Annotated in this window: 16 protein-coding genes, 1 other RNA gene and 1 other annotated feature; of the genes, 2 read left to right on the top strand and 15 right to left on the bottom strand. The window is 42.6% G+C overall.

All coding sequences use genetic code 11. The features are described from left to right. Window positions 1-44: 44 nt before the first annotated feature. From mnmA to cymR, 3 genes are all read right to left on the bottom strand, one after another. Complete coding sequence (gene mnmA, locus SB660_RS08940; RefSeq protein ID WP_003216305.1) at window positions 45-1163, bottom strand: tRNA 2-thiouridine(34) synthase MnmA; 1119 nt, start codon at window positions 1161-1163, stop codon at window positions 45-47. Between the two features lie 95 nt (window positions 1164-1258). Then, window positions 1259-2401 carry a cysteine desulfurase family protein gene (locus SB660_RS08945; protein ID WP_410582192.1) on the bottom strand — a complete coding sequence of 381 codons (1143 nt, stop codon included), beginning with the start codon at window positions 2399-2401 and terminating at the stop codon, window positions 1259-1261. A gap of 18 nt (window positions 2402-2419) precedes the next feature. Further along, window positions 2420-2839, bottom strand: a complete 420-nt coding sequence (gene cymR, locus SB660_RS08950; RefSeq protein WP_117731127.1) for a cysteine metabolism transcriptional regulator CymR — start codon at window positions 2837-2839, stop codon at window positions 2420-2422. A gap of 207 nt (window positions 2840-3046) precedes the next feature. On the opposite strand from cymR, the gene SB660_RS08955 reads away from it, so the two are divergent. Then, window positions 3047-4312: a replication-associated recombination protein A gene (locus SB660_RS08955; protein ID WP_061408780.1), complete on the top strand. Its 1266-nt coding sequence runs from the start codon at window positions 3047-3049 to the stop codon at window positions 4310-4312. Window positions 4313-4423: 111 nt separating this feature from the next. Here the strand turns inward: SB660_RS08955 and SB660_RS08960 are convergent, their stop codons facing one another. The 5 genes from SB660_RS08960 to SB660_RS08980 form a co-directional block, all read right to left on the bottom strand. Continuing rightward, window positions 4424-5188, bottom strand: coding sequence for a tRNA threonylcarbamoyladenosine dehydratase (locus SB660_RS08960; RefSeq protein ID WP_044140034.1), 765 nt, complete (start codon window positions 5186-5188; stop codon window positions 4424-4426). 92 nt (window positions 5189-5280) lie between these two features. Then, window positions 5281-5461, bottom strand: a non-coding RNA gene (ssrS, locus tag SB660_RS08965) — 6S RNA. Window positions 5462-5538: 77 nt separating this feature from the next. Next, a complete protein-coding gene (gene aspS / locus SB660_RS08970; RefSeq protein ID WP_410582195.1) occupies window positions 5539-7317 on the bottom strand; it encodes an aspartate--tRNA ligase in 1779 nt (592 codons plus the stop codon). An 18-nt stretch (window positions 7318-7335) separates the two neighbouring features. Then, entirely contained in the window at window positions 7336-8610 is a 1275-nt protein-coding gene (hisS, locus tag SB660_RS08975; protein ID WP_410582197.1) for a histidine--tRNA ligase, read from the bottom strand. A gap of 73 nt (window positions 8611-8683) precedes the next feature. Continuing rightward, window positions 8684-8923 (bottom strand) — a binding site (T-box leader). Window positions 8924-8981: 58 nt separating this feature from the next. Continuing rightward, window positions 8982-9152, bottom strand: coding sequence for a YrzK family protein (locus tag SB660_RS08980; RefSeq protein WP_003216250.1), 171 nt, complete (start codon window positions 9150-9152; stop codon window positions 8982-8984). Between the two features lie 137 nt (window positions 9153-9289). Here SB660_RS08980 and SB660_RS08985 point away from each other — a divergent pair, with 137 nt between their 5' ends. Then, window positions 9290-10870, top strand: coding sequence for an N-acetylmuramoyl-L-alanine amidase family protein (locus SB660_RS08985; protein WP_180310442.1), 1581 nt, complete (start codon window positions 9290-9292; stop codon window positions 10868-10870). Window positions 10871-10966: 96 nt separating this feature from the next. Here the strand turns inward: SB660_RS08985 and dtd are convergent, their stop codons facing one another. From dtd to secDF, 7 genes are all read right to left on the bottom strand, one after another. Next, window positions 10967-11410 carry a D-aminoacyl-tRNA deacylase gene (gene dtd / locus SB660_RS08990; RefSeq protein ID WP_169056890.1) on the bottom strand — a complete coding sequence of 148 codons (444 nt, stop codon included), beginning with the start codon at window positions 11408-11410 and terminating at the stop codon, window positions 10967-10969. Window positions 11411-11428: 18 nt separating this feature from the next. After that, window positions 11429-13639: a RelA/SpoT family protein gene (locus tag SB660_RS08995; RefSeq protein WP_012010732.1), complete on the bottom strand. Its 2211-nt coding sequence runs from the start codon at window positions 13637-13639 to the stop codon at window positions 11429-11431. Window positions 13640-13781: 142 nt separating this feature from the next. Next, window positions 13782-14294 (bottom strand): adenine phosphoribosyltransferase, encoded by a 513-nt coding sequence (locus tag SB660_RS09000; RefSeq protein WP_003216770.1) that lies wholly within the window; start codon window positions 14292-14294, stop codon window positions 13782-13784. Between the two features lie 23 nt (window positions 14295-14317). Beyond that, complete coding sequence (gene recJ / locus SB660_RS09005; RefSeq protein WP_410582200.1) at window positions 14318-16642, bottom strand: single-stranded-DNA-specific exonuclease RecJ; 2325 nt, start codon at window positions 16640-16642, stop codon at window positions 14318-14320. Window positions 16643-16723: 81 nt separating this feature from the next. Beyond that, window positions 16724-17077, bottom strand: coding sequence for a LapA family protein (locus tag SB660_RS09010; RefSeq protein ID WP_058014559.1), 354 nt, complete (start codon window positions 17075-17077; stop codon window positions 16724-16726). Between the two features lie 101 nt (window positions 17078-17178). Next, on the bottom strand, window positions 17179-17667 hold the full coding sequence (locus SB660_RS09015; protein ID WP_410582202.1) for a cation:proton antiporter regulatory subunit: 489 nt from the start codon (window positions 17665-17667) through the stop codon (window positions 17179-17181). Window positions 17668-17853: 186 nt separating this feature from the next. Next, window positions 17854-20082, bottom strand: coding sequence for a protein translocase subunit SecDF (gene secDF / locus SB660_RS09020; RefSeq protein WP_410582204.1), 2229 nt, complete (start codon window positions 20080-20082; stop codon window positions 17854-17856). Window positions 20083-20086: the final 4 nt, after the last annotated feature.

Genomic DNA, 20086 nt, shown 5'->3' on the forward strand with positions numbered 1-20086 from the left:
TCATTAAAAAACCTCAACAGCGACGTTGAGGTTTTGAAAACATGTTACACATACGACAGTTTTTGGCCGTCCTTAAAGACATCGTCAATTGTTCCGCCGCCCAGACATTCATCGCCATCATAAAAGACAACCGCTTGTCCTGGTGTCACAGCACGAACAGGTTCATCAAAGATGACCATCGCTTCTTGCTCACCTGTCATTTTGACCTTCACATGGTGATCTTCTTGACGGTATCTGAATTTAGCTGTGCATGTTAATTCACCATTTTCACCGACAATATGAGGACGAGTCCAGCTGATATTGACGGCTGAAATGCTTTCAGAATATAAAAGTGGATTGTGGAAACCTTGTTCGACAAACAGGATATTTTGTTCCAAGTCTTTTCCAACGACAAACCAAGGATCACCGCTGCCGCCAATGCCTAGACCTTGGCGCTGCCCGATCGTGTAATACATCAGTCCATCGTGCTCCCCTTTGACTTCTCCGTCCATCGTCTGCATCACGCCAGGCTGTGCAGGCAAATATTGACTGAGGAACGTTTTAAAGTTTCTTTCCCCAATAAAGCAAATACCCGTTGAATCTTTTTTCGTTGCTGTTGCGAGCTCTGCTTCTTTTGCCAATTCACGAACCCTTTTTTTCTCTAAATCACCGATTGGGAACATGACTTTATCAAGCTGTTCCTGAGTCAGCTGATTTAAGAAATACGTCTGGTCTTTGTTGGCATCAAGACCTCTTAGCATTTTGACTTCATCGCCAGTTCTGTCGACGCGCGCATAGTGACCTGTTGCTAAATAATCCGCACCGAGTGACAATGCATGCTCAAGGAACGCTTTGAACTTAATTTCTTTGTTACACATGACATCTGGGTTTGGCGTTCTGCCGGCTTTATATTCATCAAGGAAATATTGAAACACTTTGTCCCAATATTGCTTCTCGAAATTCACTGCGTAATAAGGGATTCCAATTTGGTTACACACGCGGATGACATCCTCATAGTCCTCCGTTGCTGTACATACACCATTTTCATCTGTGTCATCCCAGTTTTTCATAAATATGCCGATTACATCGTAGCCTTGCTCTTTTAGCATAAGAGCGGCAACTGATGAATCGACTCCTCCGGACATACCGACCACAACTCTTGTGTCTTCTGGTCTTTTTGTCATCTTCATCAACTCCATTTTCAATGAAACAGCATGTGCGTTTCGTTCTTCAGGTGCTTGGCTGTTTCATTTTTCACACACGAACAAAAGAGAAACGTTTATTTGGCTAAGCGTTTGACAACAGCTGCTATCTTACGCGCCGCCTGCTTCACATGTTCCTCTTCATTCCCAAGACCGAAGCTTATTCTGACTGAGGATGTCAGCTTGTCTGCTTCTTCGCCATACATGGCGCTTAACACGTGCGAAGGAAGGACGGATCCAGCCGTACATGCAGATCCACTTGAAACAGCAATTCCTTCCATATCTAAATTCACAAGTAACGATTCGATGGAAACACCCGGGAAATGAACATTTAAAATATGAGGCAATGTCTCTTTCGGGTGCCCATTGATAGAGAAAGAAAGTGATTCCTCTTCGAATACTTGCAGCATGATTTCTTTGAGCTTACCATAATGCATGGCTTTTTCTCTTCTATTTTGCTTCGTTAATTGAACAGCTTCTGCAAGTCCCACGATCCCTGCCACATTCTCAGTGCCAGCACGGCGTTTTCTTTCTTGTTCTCCTCCGAAAATTTGCGGAGAAAGTTTCACGCCTTCGTTTACATATAAAAAGCCAGTTCCCATTGGACCATTTAGCTTATGGCCAGAAGCAGATAAAAGATCAATATGAAGGTCTGCTACATCGATCGGCATTGTTCCAAACGCCTGCACGGCGTCAGTATGAAAATGTGCAGTGTGATGGTGTAAAAGCTCGCCAATGTCTTTGATGGGCTGAATCACACCTGTTTCATTGTTGCCGTACATGATGGTGACAAGAATCGTATCATCTCTTAGTGCTTGCTTTAGTTGTTCAAGATGAATCAATCCTGTTTCATCCACATCTAAATATGTCACATCAAATCCTAGCTTCTCTAGGCGTTCACATGTATGCAGCACTGCATGATGCTCTGTTTTTGCTGTGATGATATGTTTTCCTTCATGCTGCCTTGCCATCGCCACACCTGTAATGGCCAAGTTGTCTGCCTCTGTTCCTCCGCTTGTGAGGATGATCTCCTGCGGTTTACAGTGTAATTCTCCTGCAATGACTTCCCTTGCTTCATCGAGCCACTTTCTTGCCTCGCGCCCGTATGAATGAATACTAGAGGGATTGCCAAATAACTCTGTAAAGTAAGGCATCATCTTGTCCACAATCCGCTGATCCATAGGCGTTGTCGCTGCATGATCTAAATAGATACGTTCCATTTCCAGTACACCTCTGATCTAAATATAGAACATATACGCCTCTTGATCCTCGTCATCTTTATAGCTTGCCAAGTCTTCAAGAGTTGTATTGTCTAGTACGTCTTTTACTGCATCACGAATACGAATCCAAAGTGCACGTTTTGCTGGTTCTTCGTTTTCGATGACTTCGACAGGACTAATCGGTCCTTCTAATACACGAATAATATCACCCGCTGTTATCTCGCTTGGCTCATGGGCAAGCACATAACCGCCATATGCTCCGCGGATACTTTTCACAAGACGGGCATTGCGAAGTGGTGATACAAGCTGCTCTAAATAATGCTCAGACAAATTATTGTTTTGAGCAATTGATTTTAATGATGTAGGGCCTTCGCCATGTTTTTTGGCTAATTCGATCATGATCGTCAGACCATATCTGCCTTTAGTAGAAATTTTCAAGTTAAACACCTCTGCGTTTTCTATTTCTATGTCATCAATTATTTTTCTGATTTCATATACGCTTATATAGACCAAAAGCAATTATATCATACTTTTAGCCAACTTTCATTTGCGGGTTCTAAGCTCAAAATGAGGACGCATCCCTTTTCTATTTGAAGAAATTTCGGTACTCTATACAAACAAGACATTGCTTTAGGAGAGATAATCATGAAACCTTTAGCGTACCGGATGCGCCCAAGTCATATTGAAGACATCATTGGGCAGGAGCATCTCGTTGGAGAAGGTCAAATTATTAGACGAATGGTCGAGGCAAAACATTTATCCTCGATGATTTTATACGGACCGCCGGGCATCGGCAAAACATCGATTGCGACGGCGATCGCTGGCAGTACAAGCATTGCGTTTCGGACGTTGAATGCGGTCATTCATAACAAAAAGGATATGGAAGCTGTCGCCGCTGAAGCGAAAATGAGCGGCCAGGTCATCCTTATTTTAGACGAGGTTCACAGGCTTGATAAAGGAAAGCAGGATTTCCTTCTTCCTTATTTAGAAAATGGCATGATCATTTTAATTGGTGCAACGACGGCTAACCCCTATCATGCGATCAACCCCGCCATCCGAAGCCGAACACAAATATTTGAGCTGAAACCGCTTGAAACGGAGCAAATCAAAGCTGCGCTAACAAGAGCGTTACAGGATGAACATCGCGGACTTGGCGGTTATGAGGTGACAGTGGACGATGAAGCGATGAATCATTTTGCCAATGGATGCGGCGGAGACGTACGCTCTGCTTTAAATGCGTTAGAACTAGCTGTCTTATCGACAAAAGCAGATGGGGCTGGGCATATAATGATCACTCTTGCCGCAGCAGAAGAATGTTTACAAAAAAAGAGCTTCTCACATGATAAGAATGGTGATGCTCATTATGATGTCCTCTCGGCTTTTCAAAAATCCATTAGAGGATCTGACGCAGATGCGGCGCTACATTACCTTGCCAGACTAATTGAAGCAGGAGACCTTGAAAGCATTTCAAGGAGATTACTCGTGATGGCTTACGAAGATATTGGCTTAGCTAGTCCGCAGGCAGGCCCTCGTGTGTTAAGCGCTGTTCAAACAGCAGAAAGAGTCGGCTTCCCGGAAGCACGAATTCCGCTGGCCAACGCAGTCATTGAGCTGTGTCTTTCTCCTAAGTCCAACTCAGCGTATAAGGCGATCGATGCGGCACTAGGTGACATTCGTTCAGGGAAAATTGGTGAAATCCCTGTTCATTTAAAGGATGCTCACTATAAAGGAGCTACCGCTCTCGGCAGAGGTGTGGATTACTTATACCCTCACGATTATGAAAACGGCTGGGTGAAGCAGCAGTACTTACCTGATCCGCTGAAAAACAAGCAATACTATGAACCGAAGCAAACAGGTAAATTTGAAGGCGCACTAAAACAAGTATATGAGAATTTAAAACGCCAAAAATAAAAAAAGCCCCCTGCGTTATAGCAGGTGGGCTGTCAGATTGTTGACAAAGGGCTAAAATGATCTTGATTTTAGCCCTTTGTCTTCTTTTCAGCGTGATAGCAGGTGGGCTGTTTATTTATCCTTCACACGTGTAATTGGAATATCTTTCAAAAGCTGCATAATGACATGACCACCCATGATCAGTCCTGCAACAGACGGGACGAAGGCATTGGATGATGGCGGCATTTGTGCCTTGCGAATCTTCGCTTCATCATTTCCAACTTCTTTTCTAACATCTTCGCGAATTACAATCGGACTTTCATCAGAGAAAATGACTTCAATTCCTTTACGAATCCCTTCTTTGCGCAGACGCGTTCTTACGACTTTTGCAATTGGATCGGTATGTGTTTTTGAAATGTCATCAATTTTGAAGCGGGTCGGATCTGTTTTGTTTGCAGCTCCCATACTCGAAATGATGTTCACGTTGCGTTTTAGACACTCTTTCATTAAATGAATTTTATAGTGAATCGTATCTGACGCATCGATGACATAATCAAGTGGATATTCAAAAAATTGCTCATAGGTTTCCTCTGTATAAAACATCTTGAGCGCAACAACTTCACATTCTGGATTAATATCAGCGATTCTCGCCTGCATTAAGTCAACCTTTGGTTGTCCAACTGTTGAAAGCAATGCTGGCAGCTGACGGTTTACATTTGTAATATCAATATCATCTTTATCAACAAGAACAATACGGCCAACGCCTGAACGAGCGAGTGCCTCAACTGCAAATGAACCAACGCCGCCCACACCAAGCACTGCAACTGTACTGTTTTTTAATATATCTAAGCCTTCCTTGCCAATGGCAAGCTCGTTTCTTGAAAACTGATGTAACAAGTGCCTCACTCCACCTTTATTTAAAATGAATCGAAAGAATCATATCATATTCAACCTTCTTCGTCATCCTTCTGAAAAAGAAAAAAACACAAAAAAGTCCCGACAACGCCGCCAGCTTTTCCTTCGTTTTGAACCCCGCACCATGCAGGTGGGTGCTTTCTTCCTGACTTTATAAGTCCTCAAAAGAGGCATTTATGCAGAAAGGAAAGGCAAGCTCCCGTATAAAAAAATGTTCGGTCAAAACTAGGTAACCACCGTACGTATCAGGACTTTATTTATTGATTGAAGAAAGCATATCATAGGCATGCCGCTTTTTCAAGCGTTTACATGCCTATATCCATGCGTCTATTTTACTGTTTTACTTTTGTTTTAATGGCTAAACTTAACTCATCCAGCTGCGCCTCGCTCACATGACCTGGTGCATCTGTTAGCACGCAGCTCGCACTTGCTGTTTTCGGAAATGCAATCGTGTCTCTTAAGTTAGAGCGGCCGGCAAGCAGCATCACTAAGCGGTCAAGACCAAGTGCGATTCCGCCGTGCGGAGGAACACCATGCTCAAAAGCATCTAAAAGGAAGCCGAATTGTTCATAAGCCTCTTCTTTTGAAAACCCAAGTAAGCTAAACATTTTTTCTTGAATGTCCTTTTCGAAAATACGAATCGAACCTCCACCAAGCTCATAGCCATTTAGGACAAGATCGTAAGCCTGTGCTTTCATGTCTTCTGGACTTGTCTCAATTAATTCAAGATCGTCGCGCACTGGCATTGTGAAAGGATGATGGGCAGCATAGAAGCGGCCTTCTTCTTCATCTTTTTCAAGCAGCGGCCAATCAACAACCCATAAGAAGTTGAAAAGAGACTCATCGATGAGCCCAAGCTCTTTACCGAGTTTTAGGCGAAGGGCACCAAGTGCGTCATGGACAACAGACGTCTTATCTGCAACAAAAAGTAGAAGGTCGCCTTCTTCAACTTGCAGCTCTTCTTTTAATTCTGCTTGCTTTGCTTTGTCAAAGAATTTAGCTATCGGTCCTTTTAATTCTGCCCCTTCTGCTTTAAGCCAAGCTAGACCTTTTGCACCGTAGTTCGCTGCAAATGCACCAAGGGCATCAATGTCTTTTCTTGAGTAGTTCGCTGCTGCTCCTTTGACATTGATGGCTTTCACAGCTCCACCATTTTTCACAGCTCCGCTAAAGACTTTGAAATCAGAGTCTTTTACCGTGTCTGAGATGTTAACAAGCTTCATCTCAAAACGTGTATCTGGTTTATCAGAACCATAAGAATTCATCGCTTCATCATATGTCATACGAGGTAATGGCAATGTCAGATCTACACCTTTGACATCTTTCATCACCTTTGACATCATCTCTTCAGCCAGCGTCATAATATCCTCTTGACTCATAAAGGACATTTCGATATCGACTTGTGTGAATTCCGGCTGACGGTCAGCACGCAAGTCTTCATCCCTAAAGCAGCGGGCAATTTGATAGTAACGATCCATGCCTGAGACCATTAGCAATTGTTTAAATAATTGCGGGGACTGAGGCAATGCATAGAACTCTCCTTCGTGTACACGGCTTGGAACAAGATAGTCACGTGCACCCTCTGGCGTACTTTTTGTTAAAATCGGTGTTTCAATATCTAGAAAGCCGTTGTCATCTAGGAAATGGCGGAATGCTCTAGTGACTTCATGTCGCATTTTCATCGTTTCAAACATAGCAGGACGGCGAAGGTCTAAGTAACGGTATTTAAGGCGCACATCTTCTGATACCTCATCCGCTTGATCTGAAATCACAAAAGGAGGAGTCTTTGCTTCATTTAACACGCTGACCGTTTCGACTTGTATTTCAATTTTCCCTGTTTTTAAATTTGGATTGATTGTTGCTTCTTCTCTTGCCACAACCGTTCCTTTAATATCAAGGACATATTCATTACGAATCGATTCTGCTGTCTCAAGCGCCTCTTTTGAAAGGTCTGGATTGAAAACAGCTTGTACAATTCCTGTACGGTCACGCAGATCAATAAAGATTAATCCGCCAAGGTCACGTCTTTTTTGAACCCATCCTTTTAATACAACGGTTTGACCGATTTGGTCTTCTGTTACTTCTCCACAATAAAAAGTTCTACCAAACACAAACATTCCACTCCTTCTTTACGCCTTCTTGTGGGCCTTCATCATTTGAATCAGCTCATCAAGCTTCACTTCAATTTGTTCACCCGTTGTCGTATCTTTTACATTCACAATGTGCTGCGCGAGCTCATCTTCACCCAGGACAGCAATAAACTTGGCTTTTAATCGATCAGCCGCTTTAAATTGTCCTTTTAATTTCTTCCCTGTATAGTCCATTTCACTTGAAATGCCTTCTTTTCTCAGACGATTTAATAATGAAACAGCGTAATCTTTCGCATCATCACCGAGTGCAGCAATGTATAGATCAATGCCAGCTTGCAGTGGAAGATCAATCCCTTCAGCATCGATTGCTGATAGGAAGCGCTCAATACTCATAGCAAAACCGATTCCTGGTGATTCAGGACCGCCAATTCCTTCAACAAGTCCATCATATCGGCCTCCGCCGGCTAATGTGGTAATTGCACCAAAGCCTTCAGCATTGCTCATGATCTCAAATGCTGTGTGATTGTAGTAATCAAGACCACGCACTAAGTTCGGATCGACGACATATTCAACGCCTATATCTGTTAAGTATTGTTTGACCTTTTCAAAATAAGTCCGTGATTCATCATTTAAGTAATCTTGAATGGATGGAGCTGTTGCCATCAATTCGTGGTCACGATCCTTTTTACAATCAAGAATTCGCAGCGGATTTTGATGTAAACGAGTTTGACAGTCATGACAGAATTCATCGATTCTTGGTTCAAAGTGCTTAACAAGTGCCTCACGGTAGTCTGCACGGCTCTCTTTGTCACCAAGGCTGTTAATGACGAGCTTTAAGTTAGAAAGACCTGCTTTCTCATAAACACTCATCGCAAGGGATATCACTTCTGCATCAATGGCTGGATCCTTTGAACCTATCGCTTCAATTCCAAACTGATAAAATTGACGATATCTTCCCGTTTGCGGACGTTCATAGCGGAACATCGGTCCAATGTAATACAGCTTTGTCGGCTGCGCCGGCTGTGCAAATAATTTATTTTCAACATAAGAACGTACGGTTGATGCCGTTCCCTCTGGACGAAGGGTGATGCTGCGTCCCTTTTTATCTTCAAATGTATACATCTCTTTTTGAACGATATCGGTTGATTCGCCTACTCCCCGTGAAAACAGCTCTGTATGCTCAAAAATCGGTGTGCGGATTTCTTTGTATTGAAAGGCTGCACATGTATCTCTTGCAATTTGTTCAACATACTGCCAGCGTTCTGACTCTTCAGGTAAAATATCCTGTGTGCCTCTTGGAATATTAAAACTCATTTTTCGTCCTCCTACGACCATCATTCATTTTTTATGTGGACATATAAAAAACCCCCGCCTCTACTATGTGTATAGTAGGGACGAGAGTTATACCCGTGGTGCCACCCTAGTTGGAACATGATCTAGCCATGTTCCCGCTCAAATCCTTAACGCAGATTCACGTTCTCCGCCTATTGACTCATTTTTAGAGCGTTCAGCAGGAAACCTACAGAGTGTTCTTTCGTGATAAATGCCATGCGGATTCGCTTTCAGCCTAAGGCGATTCCTCTCTGCTCACGCAATTTACCCTACTATTCTCTATCATCAGTTCCACATTTTAAATTTTCAAGTGTGTTGATTTATATTATAATAAGGTCGGTGCTGCCACTCTGTCAACCCTTGCCGTGCCTCTTTTTCTTTTCCAGCTCTTCTTTTGACGTACATCCGTATTCAGATGCGGTTTCTTCTAGGAAGCCTGGTTGATCCATTTCGTCGTGCTGCCAGCGATCGATATCACGATGTCCATTATATTGCACTCGTCCTAATTTTCTGCTTAATCTCATGTTTGTACATCCTTTTATCACGTTTTTATTTAGTATAAACAGATTGATTCATTTTTATTAGGGAAACTGCAAGGAATTAGTCCATTACATAACGAATTTACATTCATCGGTTTTACAAGGGAGGGGAAAACACCGTTTTGAATCTAAAAAAACACAATCAAATCATGATGCTTCTTACCTGTTTTGTTCTCATCGCAAGTACTTTGCCCATGACACATGCTACAGCACAAACAGATCAAGCTGTGGTCGCTACAGATGAAATCAATGTGAGAACAGGTCCTGGCTTAAGCTATGGAATCGCAGCTGTTGTGAAGCGCGGAGAAAGCTATCCCATTCTCACGAAACAAGGAGAATGGGTGCAGATCGGGCTATCTAACGGCCAAAAAGGCTGGGTCGTCTCATGGCTGATTACAACATCATCTGGCGGCCAAAAGTCTGCTAAGCCAAAGACGCAAAATCAAAGCTCAGCAGAGAGCAGTTCCATTACATCGACAGCCTCCGATCTTCGCATACGGACAGGCCCTGGGACGTCCTATCAAGTCGTCGGAACTTTCCCGCAAGGCGCTTCCGCTAAAAAGCTGCAGACAAGCGGCGAATGGACAAAAATTTCGTATAAACAAGCAGTAGGCTGGGTTCACTCTGATTATGTGTCAGGCGGCCAAACAGCTTCTCAATCAAGCGCTGGCGAGTCCTCTCGCTCTAAACAGACAGGCACAGTTGGCGTATCAAGCTTAAATGTAAGGCAATCGGCGGCACCTAATGCACAAGTCGTCGCTTCACTTGCCCGCAACACACAGATCACCATTTTGCGCGAGCAGAACGGCTGGTATGAAATTGAGGCAAAAGGCGTGAAAGGCTGGGCAGCAAGCTATTATATCGTCACAAGCAATGGAGCGAGTTCGGCGGGTGAAAAGAATTCATCTTCTTCGGCTTCCCAAAAGAAAGCGTACATTGTCTACGATGGCACCAACATTCGAAAAAGCGCTTCTACCTCTGCTCAGATTGCAGAAAGAGCCACAAAAGGCGCTGCCTATCAAATTGTTCGCACGCAAGGTGACTGGTACGAGGTGACATTATCAAACGGCGGAACTGGTTATGTGGCAAGCTGGGTCGTTCAAACGAATAAAAATAGCAGCGAGGCACCAAGACCACAGCAGGATTCATCGTCAGGAACTGGTTCTTTAAAAGGAAAAACGATTGTTCTTGATCCAGGTCATGGCGGAAAAGACAGCGGCACGATTGGCGCAGATGGAGCCTTTGAGAAGAACATTACCATCAAAACCGCCAATTTGCTGGCAAGCAAATTAAGGGCTTCTGGAGCAAATGTTTATTTAACAAGAAGTGAAGATACTTTTATCAGCCTTCAATCGAGGGTAGCGACATCTCATTACAGAAATGCAGATGCATTTATTAGTCTTCATTATGATAGTTTTATGGACCCAAGCGTCAGAGGAAGTACAGCGTATTATTATCAAGCAGCAAAAGACCAGCAATTAGCGACAAATGTTCATACAGAAGTTGCTAAACGCTCTCAAATCCCTGATAAGGGTGTCAAATTCGGAGATTATTTTGTGTTAAGAGAAAACAAACGTCCTTCTCTTTTATATGAACTCGGCTATTTAAGCAATCCTCAGGAGGAAGCCATCATTTATAGCGCCTCTTACCAAGAACGAGTCACAGAAGGAATGACAGAAGGATTAAAACAATATTTCCGCTAAAAGAAAGAGGCCACTGTGCCTCTTTTTTGTTTGATTGCAAAAGAAAAAGACTCTAAACAAACTCCTTCAAGAGTCTATCTACAGTCTAAATTGAATCTATTCTTTACTATCCATCCAGATGGTGACAGGCCCTGAGTTGGTCAATGACACATCCATCATCGCGCCAAAGCGGCCAGTTTCTACATGAATACCTTTGTCTCTAAGGGCTTTATTGAAACATTCGTAAAGGGCGTTCGCAGCATCTGGCTTGGCTGCTTTCATAAAATTTGGCCTTCTGCCCTTTCTTGTATCACCATAAAGGGTAAACTGAGATACAGACAGCACGCTTCCTTTTACATCCAATAACGAATGATTCATTTTCCCGTTTTCATCTTCAAAAATACGTAAATGTGCAAGCTTATCAGCTAAATAATGCACATCTTCTTCTGTATCTTCGTGTGTGACACCAACGAGTACCATATATCCTTCATTGATGGCACCTGTGATCTCTTCTTCTACCTTCACAGATGCACTTGTCACACGCTGCACAACAAGCCTCATAGACGATATACTTCCTTTCTAATTCATGAATCGGCGAACAGAGTAAATGTCTTTGATTTGTTTAATGCGTTCTACCACTTTGTGCAAATGGTTAATATTTTGGATAAAGATCGCCATATGGATCGTCGCCACTTTGTTACGATCAGACTTACCAGAAACCGACGAGATGTTCGTTTTGGTTTCGTTGACTGCTTGAAGCACCTCATTAAGTAAGCCGCGTCTGTCATATCCTAATATTTCAATTTCCACATTGTATTCTTTACGGTTTCGAGCAGGCTGTTCATGCTCCCACTCAACCGGGATTAACCGTTCCTGCGCTTCTCCTGTCTTCACGTTCGGACAGTCATCACGGTGAACAGATACGCCTCGGCCTTTCGTAATAAAACCAACAATGCTATCACCTGGAACAGGATTACAGCACTTAGATAAGCGGACAAGCAGGTTATCTATCCCTTTGACTCTTACACCTGCTTCTCGTTTCTTCCCGTGATATGTCTTTGGCTCTACAGTCACTTCTTGAACCGTTTTTTCTTGTTCTTCTTGATCTCTTTGTTTTCTTTCTTTTTCAGTTAAACGATTGGCGACTTGGAGTGCAGTAATTCCGTTATAACCAACCGCTGCATACATGTCCTCTTCGTTTGAAAAATTAAATTTGTCAGCCACTTTTTGCAAGTTTTCAGCTGTCAGAATGTCTTTGACATCAAACTCAAGGTTTTTGATTTCTTTCTCCACGAGTTCTCGGCCTTTTTCGACATTTTCTTCACGGCGCTGTTTTTTGAAAAACTGTCTGATCTTGTGCTTCGCTTGGGAGGTTTGGGCAAGTTTGACCCAATCCTGACTTGGCCCATAGCTGTGCTTTGATGTCAGAATTTCAATAATGTCACCTGTTTTCAATTTATGATCGAGCGTGACCATCTTTCCGTTGACCTTCGCACCGATCGTTTTGTTCCCGATTTCCGAATGAATCCGGTAAGAAAAGTCAATCGGAACAGAACCCGATGGCAGTTCAATGACATCTCCTTTTGGTGTAAAGACAAACACCATATCAGAGAAGAGATCAATTTTTAACGATTCCATAAATTCTTCTGCATCTGTCGATTCATTTTGGAATTCAAGGATTTCTCTAAACCAAGAGAGCTTCTTCTGGAAAACAGCTTCCTCCGTTGATTCTGCTGACTCTTTTCCTTCTTTATATGCCCAGTGCGCAGCAATTCCGTACTCTGCGATTTCATGCATTTCCACTGTACGGATCTGAACTTCAAGCGGGTCACCTTTTGGCCCAATCACTGTTGTATGAAGCGATTGGTACATGTTCGGCTTTGGCATTGCAATATAATCCTTAAACCTGCCTGGCATCGGCTTCCAGCATGTATGGATAATCCCAAGCACGGCATAGCAGTCTTTAATGCTGTCAACCAAAATACGAACGGCCAGCAGATCATAAATTTCATTAAACTGCTTATTTTGCAGGACCATTTTGCGATAAATACTATAAATATGCTTTGGTCTTCCGGAAAATTCAGCCTTGATGTTTACCTCTGACACACGATCTTTTACTTCATTGACAACCTCGTCCAAGTATTCCTCACGTTCCGCTCGTTTACGCTTCATGAGATTCACGATCCGGTAATATTGCTGCGGATTTAAGTAACGGAGCGCTGTATCTTCAAGCTCCCACTTAATCTTTGAAATCCCTAATCTGTGCGCAAGCGGTGCAAAGATTTCAAGGGTTTCATTTGAAATTCTACGCTGCTTTTCCTGCGGAAGGTGTTTGAGCGTTCTCATATTGTGCAGACGGTCTGCCAGTTTAATCAAGATGACGCGTATATCCTGCGCCATTGCCACAAACATTTTTCGATGGTTTTCGGCCTGCTGTTCTTCTTGTGATTTATATTTAATCTTCCCGAGCTTTGTTACACCATCAACAAGCATCGCAACTTCTTCGTTAAAATGCTCTTTTAAATCCTGTAATGTCACATCTGTATCCTCGACAACATCGTGCAGGAAACCGCCTGCAATGGTCGATGGGTCCATTTCAAGGTCAACAAGAATCCCCGCCACTTGAATTGGATGGATAATATAAGGCTCACCAGATTTCCGGTATTGCTCCTTATGTGCATTTTCAGCATATTCATATGCTCGCTCTATAAATTGAATATGTTCAGCGGACAGGTATTCTCTTGCCTTGTCAATGACCTGCTGCGCCGTTAAAACTTGTTCGTTCGCCATGGAATCACCTTTTTAAATGAAAACTGTATTGTAGTTTATTATCAAGAAAAATTCGATAGATGTAAAGAGAAGAAGTCCGCTAAAAGATTTTTGATAGGAAAAAAGCACCCTTCTTACCGAGTGCTTTTTGCGTAAAACTCCATTAGTATTGCATTAACGTCAAGATGTCGTAACCGTCAAGCTTCTTTCTGCCGTCCAGGTACGTCAGCTCAATCAAGAATGCAATTCCTGCCACAACGCCGCCCAATTCCTCTACAAGCTTAATGGACGCTTCGATTGTTCCACCAGTTGCAAGTAAGTCATCTGTAATCAATACACGCTGACCAGGACGAATCGCATCTTTATGAATCGTTAATACATCTTTCCCATATTCTAAGCCGTATTCGACTTTAACGACTTCACGAGGAAGCTTTCCTTCTTTACGAACCGGTGCAAAGCCTACACCAAGTGCGTATGCTACAGGACAGCCAATAATGAATCCACGCGCTTCAGGTCCAACAATAAGATCAATGTCTCTTTCCTTCGCGTATTCAACGATTTGATCCGTTGCATAACGGTACACTTCGCCTTTATCCATTAACGTTGTAATATCTTTAAATTGTACACCTTCCTTTGGGTAGTCAGGTACAACTGTCACATATTGTTTTAAATCCATCTTTTCCTTTTCCTCCTCGTACGTCAAAGCACAGTTGAGACTTCGCTCATCATGCTATTCAGCCATTCCTTCAGCTCTTTGGCTGAGGAATATGTTAGTGTTTGATCGAGTTCCATCAATCGTTGTTTTGCTGTATAGGATGCTGATGCCGTTAAATCTTTTTTAGGGGCATCACGTACTATTGACAGCACACCATTCTCTATTTTAACAAAACCGAGTTCAAAAAACACCTTTGTCATAAAAATCATTGTATCTTTTGTCCAGCCTCTATGTTTCGCAAGCTCCATTCCTTGTTCCTTGAGAGGGAAACTTCCTCGTTTTAACAAGAATCCATAAAACCATTTGAATTGATCACGACTAGGGAAAGAGGACATGAAATGATCTTCTTTTCTTTGGAAAACTGTATACACTCTAGCTGGCTTTTGATTTTCTAACAGCTGCCTTAGCAAGTGTTCATCTGCAGGGACATCTGCAAAGACGACATACTTGCCTTCAACATCGAGTGTTGAAACATTTTCTGCATGGACATGATGAATCGGGATGCTGACTTCCTCTTTTGTTTCTTCGTCGAAACAGACCACCACATATTTTTCGGGGTCAAGCGTGGAGATTGTCTTTTCCCAATCCTTTTTGCCGCGCAAATCAAACAGCTGCCATTCATCTACTCGGGCATCTTTTAGCATGAGCTGTGGTTTCTTCCGGTTATTCCATTCATTGATGGACATTTCACCAATGACGGAAATCCGGCTACCTGTGACAATTTCTTCTTTCAATTGACCTTGATGAAAACCGACACAGTCAAGCAGTTTGTCTTCATCTTTCAGAGACATTTTGATATGATTTTGATTTGCTCCAATGGTTCGGATTTCTTCAAGTCTCGCATCTTCAATCATGATGAATGGCTTTGGATTCTGCATGCCAAATGGTGACAGCATCCCCACTTCTTCAATCGCTTCAACCGTCAATTCGTCTACCTTGCATACAGCATCGACCCGCTGAATCGGAATAAAGTCTTCCTCTGTCAACGTTTCATTCGCATATTGATTTAATCTTTCCCTTAGTAAATGGACATCATCCGCTCGAAGTGTCATGCCCGCAGCCATCGGGTGCCCGCCGAAATGCGGCAGAATGTCGCGGCATTTGCTTAAATGGAAAAATAGATCGAAGCCGGGAATACTCCGTGCTGAACCTTTTGCCATTTGCGTCTCTTCATCTATTCCAAGCACAATCGCCGGACGAGAAAATGTATCTGTCAATTTAGAGGCAACAATTCCAACAACACCCGGATTCCAGCCAGCTTTCGCTACAACAATGGCAGACTGGTCATCACCTGTCTCTTCCACCATTTGAATGGCTTCTTCTGTGATCGTACTCACAATTTTTTGACGTTCTTTATTCAGTTCTTGTACAAAACGAGCGAGTTCTTCTGCTTCATCCTTCTCCTCTGTCATGAGAAGATGAACAGCTGGATCTGCCTGTTCAATTCGTCCTACAGCATTCAGCCTTGGCGCAATTTGAAAGCCGACCGTTTCCTCATTTGCTTCTTCAAGAGTAGCACCCGCTTCTTTCAATAACGCCTTCAGGCCCGGTCTATTCGACTGCCGAAGCTGCATAAGCCCTTTTTTAGCGAGCCATCTATTCTCATCATGAAGCGGCACAAGATCAGCTATTGTCCCAATTGCCGCAAGATCTAACAGCTGAGCTGGCAGCTTACCAAGAAGAGCATGAGTCACTTTAAATGCTACGCCTACACCGGCAAGTTCTTTAAAGGGATACTCACAGCCTGGCTGCTTAGGATGGACAATCGCAAGTGCTTCAGGCAGCTCTTCGCTTGGTTCATGGTGATCTGTAATGATCAAGTCTAACCCTATTTCTTTTGCAATACGCGCTTCATTTACAGCTGCAATGCCTGTATCGACGGTGATGACAAGCGATGCGCCTTGCTCTTTGATATATCGAAAAGCCTGTTCATTAGGCCCGTAGCCTTCTTTAAATCGATCTGGAATATAAAAGTCTACTTTCGCAGACAACTCTTTTAATGTATGTAAAAGCACAGACGTACTTGTCACACCATCCGCATCATAGTCTCCGAAGATCACAATCGATTCCTGCTGTTCGATTGCTTTGTTGATGCGCTCTACTGCTTCTTTCATTCCTTTTAATAGAAATGGATCATGAAATTCGGCTTTTTGATCAAATAAAAAAGACCTCGCTTCTTCTACTTCTTCGAGTCCTCTTTTTACAAGAAGCGATGCAGTCAGCGCTGAAATATTCAGATTTTCAGAGAGTGATTTCACTTTTTCTTCGCTTGGATGTTCATATTCCCAGCGCATTTTGGATAATAACATAAATTCACCCCTCAACCACACTATTATACTAGAGTGGCCTGAGGGGTTTCAATTTTTATTTTATGAAATTGTGCTGGAAGATTATTTTTCCTTCCGATCAAATGATGCTGGCTGTTCTTTTAAAGGCGTCACATTCGGTTTCTTTTGAACGTCTTTGTCGATCTTTTTATTCGAAACAGCAGGTGCAGGTGCGGCTGCACGCTCAGCTTTTAAAGCCTTTAGTTCACGTTTTAGTTTCACAATTTGGAAAATCCCTGCAAAAGCCACAATGAGTCCGCCCATGAGCACAGAACCAATAATGACAAGGATGAGCGGCCATTCAGCCGATCCAAATAAGTAGTCAACTTGCACTGGCCGCACATTGATTACGGCAAATACTGAGACAATTAATACGAAAATAAATGCGAGTATGATGGTCCATTGTTGTTTGTTCATCTACATATCCCCCAAGCTTTTTCTTTTATTCTTCCCTTTCCATTGTCCTTTTTAAACCCAGAAAGAAAAAGCGGAAGAAAATCTATCAGCATGGGCATGAATTAGCTGCTGAGTTTTTCTTTAATGAGGTTCTTTATTTCTTGTCTTTCTCCAGAAATAACAAGGGTATCCCCTTCTTCAATGACCGTTTCAGGTCCTGGATTTAACATTTTCTCATGTGATTTCCTCACGATAGCGATGACTGTTACTTGATAGTTTTGGCGGACATTGAGGTCTCCGATGGTTTGCTGAATAGCTGGTGCATTCTTTTCAATCTTAAACCATTCAATCATCAGTTCATCAATGGCTACTTCAACAGTTTCAAGCGCTTTCGGCTTATATACCATGCCGCCTAAGATTGCTGCAATTTGTCTTGCTTCTTCATCGTTTAGCAAGATACCAGAAATAGATTCTTCATGATCGTCCTCTTGAAAATGATACATTTCTCTCCTGCCGTCATCGTGTGTAATGATGGCAAGCTTTTCATTATTTTTTGTGATCATTTCGACTTTGTGACCGATACCTGGCAGTTCAGTTTCCCGAACCTTCATAACAGCCCCTCCAATGAATAAAGCCAAATGCCTCAAACGGGCACTTGCTTTCTATACTGATCTAAACGTATGTCATTATAGCAAAAGACTATTTCAAGATCAATGATACCCGAAATGTTTTTTCGAATCGACTTATTCTCATGAAATCTATAGAAAAAAGACTGCCAAAAAGGCAGCCTTTCTCAATTAAATATCTTGCTCAGTATCAATCTTCGCCGGCTTTTTCATCTCACGGCCTTTCCACATGAGCCAAATTTGCGCTGCGATATATAGAGATGAGTACACCCCTGTTAACAGACCGACAAGTAAGGCGATGGAGAAGTTTGTAATCGATGCCGATCCGAAGATAAGCAGTGCGATCACAACAATTACGACAGTGAGTACCGTATTGATAGATCGTGTAAAGGTTTGCTGTAAACTCAAGTTAACGATGTAAGATAGATCTTCTACCGTTTTTGGTTTACGTTTCTTCATTTGCTCACGAACCCTATCGAACGTCACGATCGTGTCATTGATCGAATACCCGATCACCGTGAGGATCGCCGCAATGAAGGTCACATCTACCTCTAATCGTGTGATACTAAAGAATGCCACAATGAAGAATGCATCATATAAAAGGGAGGCAATCGCTGCAATGGCCATTTTATATTCAAAACGAATGGAAACATAAATAATGATCCCAATCGAAGCAATGATGATGGCATATATAGCATTACGTGCAAGTTCTTTTCCTACAGTAGGAGACACCGTGCTGACATTCGGTTCTGTTCCATACTTATCTTTAAAGTAATCTTTCACTTCTGCAATTTTTTCTTTATTTGGCACACCAACAAATCGTGCCGCTGCTTGATTTTCTTTTTGGCCAGATAACACAACACTATCTGTATCCAGATCTAATTTTTGAAAGTCTTGCTCGATTTGAGCAGTTGACAGCTTGTGGTCACTTTGAATGTCTACTCTTGTACCACTTGCAAAGTCAATACCCGCATTGAGTTTGAAAATTGAAAGGACGATAATCCCCGCAATGGTAATGGCTACTGAGAAAATCATGAAACCTTTTCGCTTGCTGACAAAATCCCATTTATCAAATAGTGTTTTTGGTTCCGTATTTTCTGTTGTTTCATGAATATCGATGATGTCTTTTTGACGAACACCAAACCAGCCTTTCTTGCGATCAAGCGCTCGGCTTTCCACAAGCAGACCAAGAAGGAATCTTGATAGGAATACAGCTGTAATAAAGCTTGTTAAAATGGAAAGGATCAGCATCGTCGCAAACCCTTTTACAGAACTTGTCCCGAAGAAGAAAAGGACGCCCCCTGCAATAATACTCGTTAAGTTTGCATCAAAGATGGTCGCAAATGATCGGCGGTTCCCTGACCTGAAAGCAGAGCGGACAGATTTACCGAGCTTAAGCTCCTCTTTGATTCGTTCATATGTGATGATGTTGGCATCAACCGCCATCCCTACTCCAAGAATCAGTGCCGCAATTCCAGGAAGTGTCAGAACAGCCCCCATCCAGTCAAACACCTGTAAGGTAATATAGATATACGTTGATAACGTAATGACAGCAATAAGACCAGGTATTCGGTAATAAAAAAGCATGAATAAGAAAATGAGGGCAATTCCCACAATCCCTGCAAAGACAGTTTCATTTAATGCCTGTTCACCGAATTGCGCACTCACTGATGTGGAGTACTTTTCAGTTAATTTCACTGGCAGTGCCCCAGCATTTAAAATACTTGCAAGGTCTTTTGCCTCTTGGACAGTAAATTTCCCTTCAATTTGCACGTCACTGCTGTTAATTTCTTGATTCACATTCGGCGCAGAGACATACTTGTGGTTTGATTTTGAGACTTCTTTTTTGAAGGAATCTCCTTTGTGGTAATCAAGCCAAATGACAAGCTGGTTATTCGGCGCCATCGCCGCTACTTTTCTTGTGACGTCACCAAATTTTTTCGCATCCTTTAGTTTAACCGTCACAATTGGCTCATTCGTTTGACTGAATGTTTGTTTTGCACTGTTTTCGACTAGGTCAGCCCCGTTTAGGAGTTCTTTATCATTCGTATCTCTGAAGGATAGCTGTGCTTCAGTGGAAAGAATCTCCCTAGCTCTGTTTTGATCTTTTACCCCCGCAAGCTGCACACGGATACGATTGTTGCCTTCAATCGAGATGTTCGGCTCACTTACACCTAGCACATTGGCTCTTCGGTTTAAAGCCTCCACCGTACTGACGAGGACACTATTTGTAATCTTGTCCTCTTTTTTCACTGGATGTACATCATACAGGACTTCAAATCCACCCTGTAAATCCAGCCCTAGCGTCATATCTTTCGCAACAGGCTTTGTTAGTAAGCCTACGCCAGTTCCGATTAACAGAACCACTAAGAAAAACGCAAGAATGCGCCCTTTTTTCATTATG

This window comes from Bacillus sp. SIMBA_005 (assembly GCF_046535585.1).
In the GTDB taxonomy this organism is placed as follows: domain Bacteria; phylum Bacillota; class Bacilli; order Bacillales; family Bacillaceae; genus Bacillus; species Bacillus pumilus.

Coding starts and splice junctions, on each gene's coding strand:
- mnmA (WP_003216305.1), bottom strand. CDS start 1,163: ATGACAAAAAGACCAGAAGACACAAGAGTTGTGGTCGGTATGTCCGGA.
- SB660_RS08945 (WP_410582192.1), bottom strand. CDS start 2,401: ATGGAACGTATCTATTTAGATCATGCAGCGACAACGCCTATGGATCAG.
- SB660_RS08955 (WP_061408780.1), top strand. CDS start 3,047: ATGAAACCTTTAGCGTACCGGATGCGCCCAAGTCATATTGAAGACATC.
- hisS (WP_410582197.1), bottom strand. CDS start 8,610: ATGAGTTTTAATATTCCAAGAGGCACACAGGATATTTTACCTGAAGAG.
- SB660_RS08980 (WP_003216250.1), bottom strand. CDS start 9,152: ATGAGATTAAGCAGAAAATTAGGACGAGTGCAATATAATGGACATCGT.
- dtd (WP_169056890.1), bottom strand. CDS start 11,410: ATGAGGCTTGTTGTGCAGCGTGTGACAAGTGCATCTGTGAAGGTAGAA.
- SB660_RS08995 (WP_012010732.1), bottom strand. CDS start 13,639: ATGGCGAACGAACAAGTTTTAACGGCGCAGCAGGTCATTGACAAGGCA.
- SB660_RS09000 (WP_003216770.1), bottom strand. CDS start 14,294: ATGGATTTAAAACAATATGTGACAGTTGTACCTGACTACCCAAAGGAA.
- recJ (WP_410582200.1), bottom strand. CDS start 16,642: ATGTTATTATCCAAAATGCGCTGGGAATATGAACATCCAAGCGAAGAA.
- SB660_RS09010 (WP_058014559.1), bottom strand. CDS start 17,077: ATGAACAAACAACAATGGACCATCATACTCGCATTTATTTTCGTATTA.
- SB660_RS09015 (WP_410582202.1), bottom strand. CDS start 17,667: ATGAAGGTTCGGGAAACTGAACTGCCAGGTATCGGTCACAAAGTCGAA.
- secDF (WP_410582204.1), bottom strand. CDS start 20,082: ATGAAAAAAGGGCGCATTCTTGCGTTTTTCTTAGTGGTTCTGTTAATC.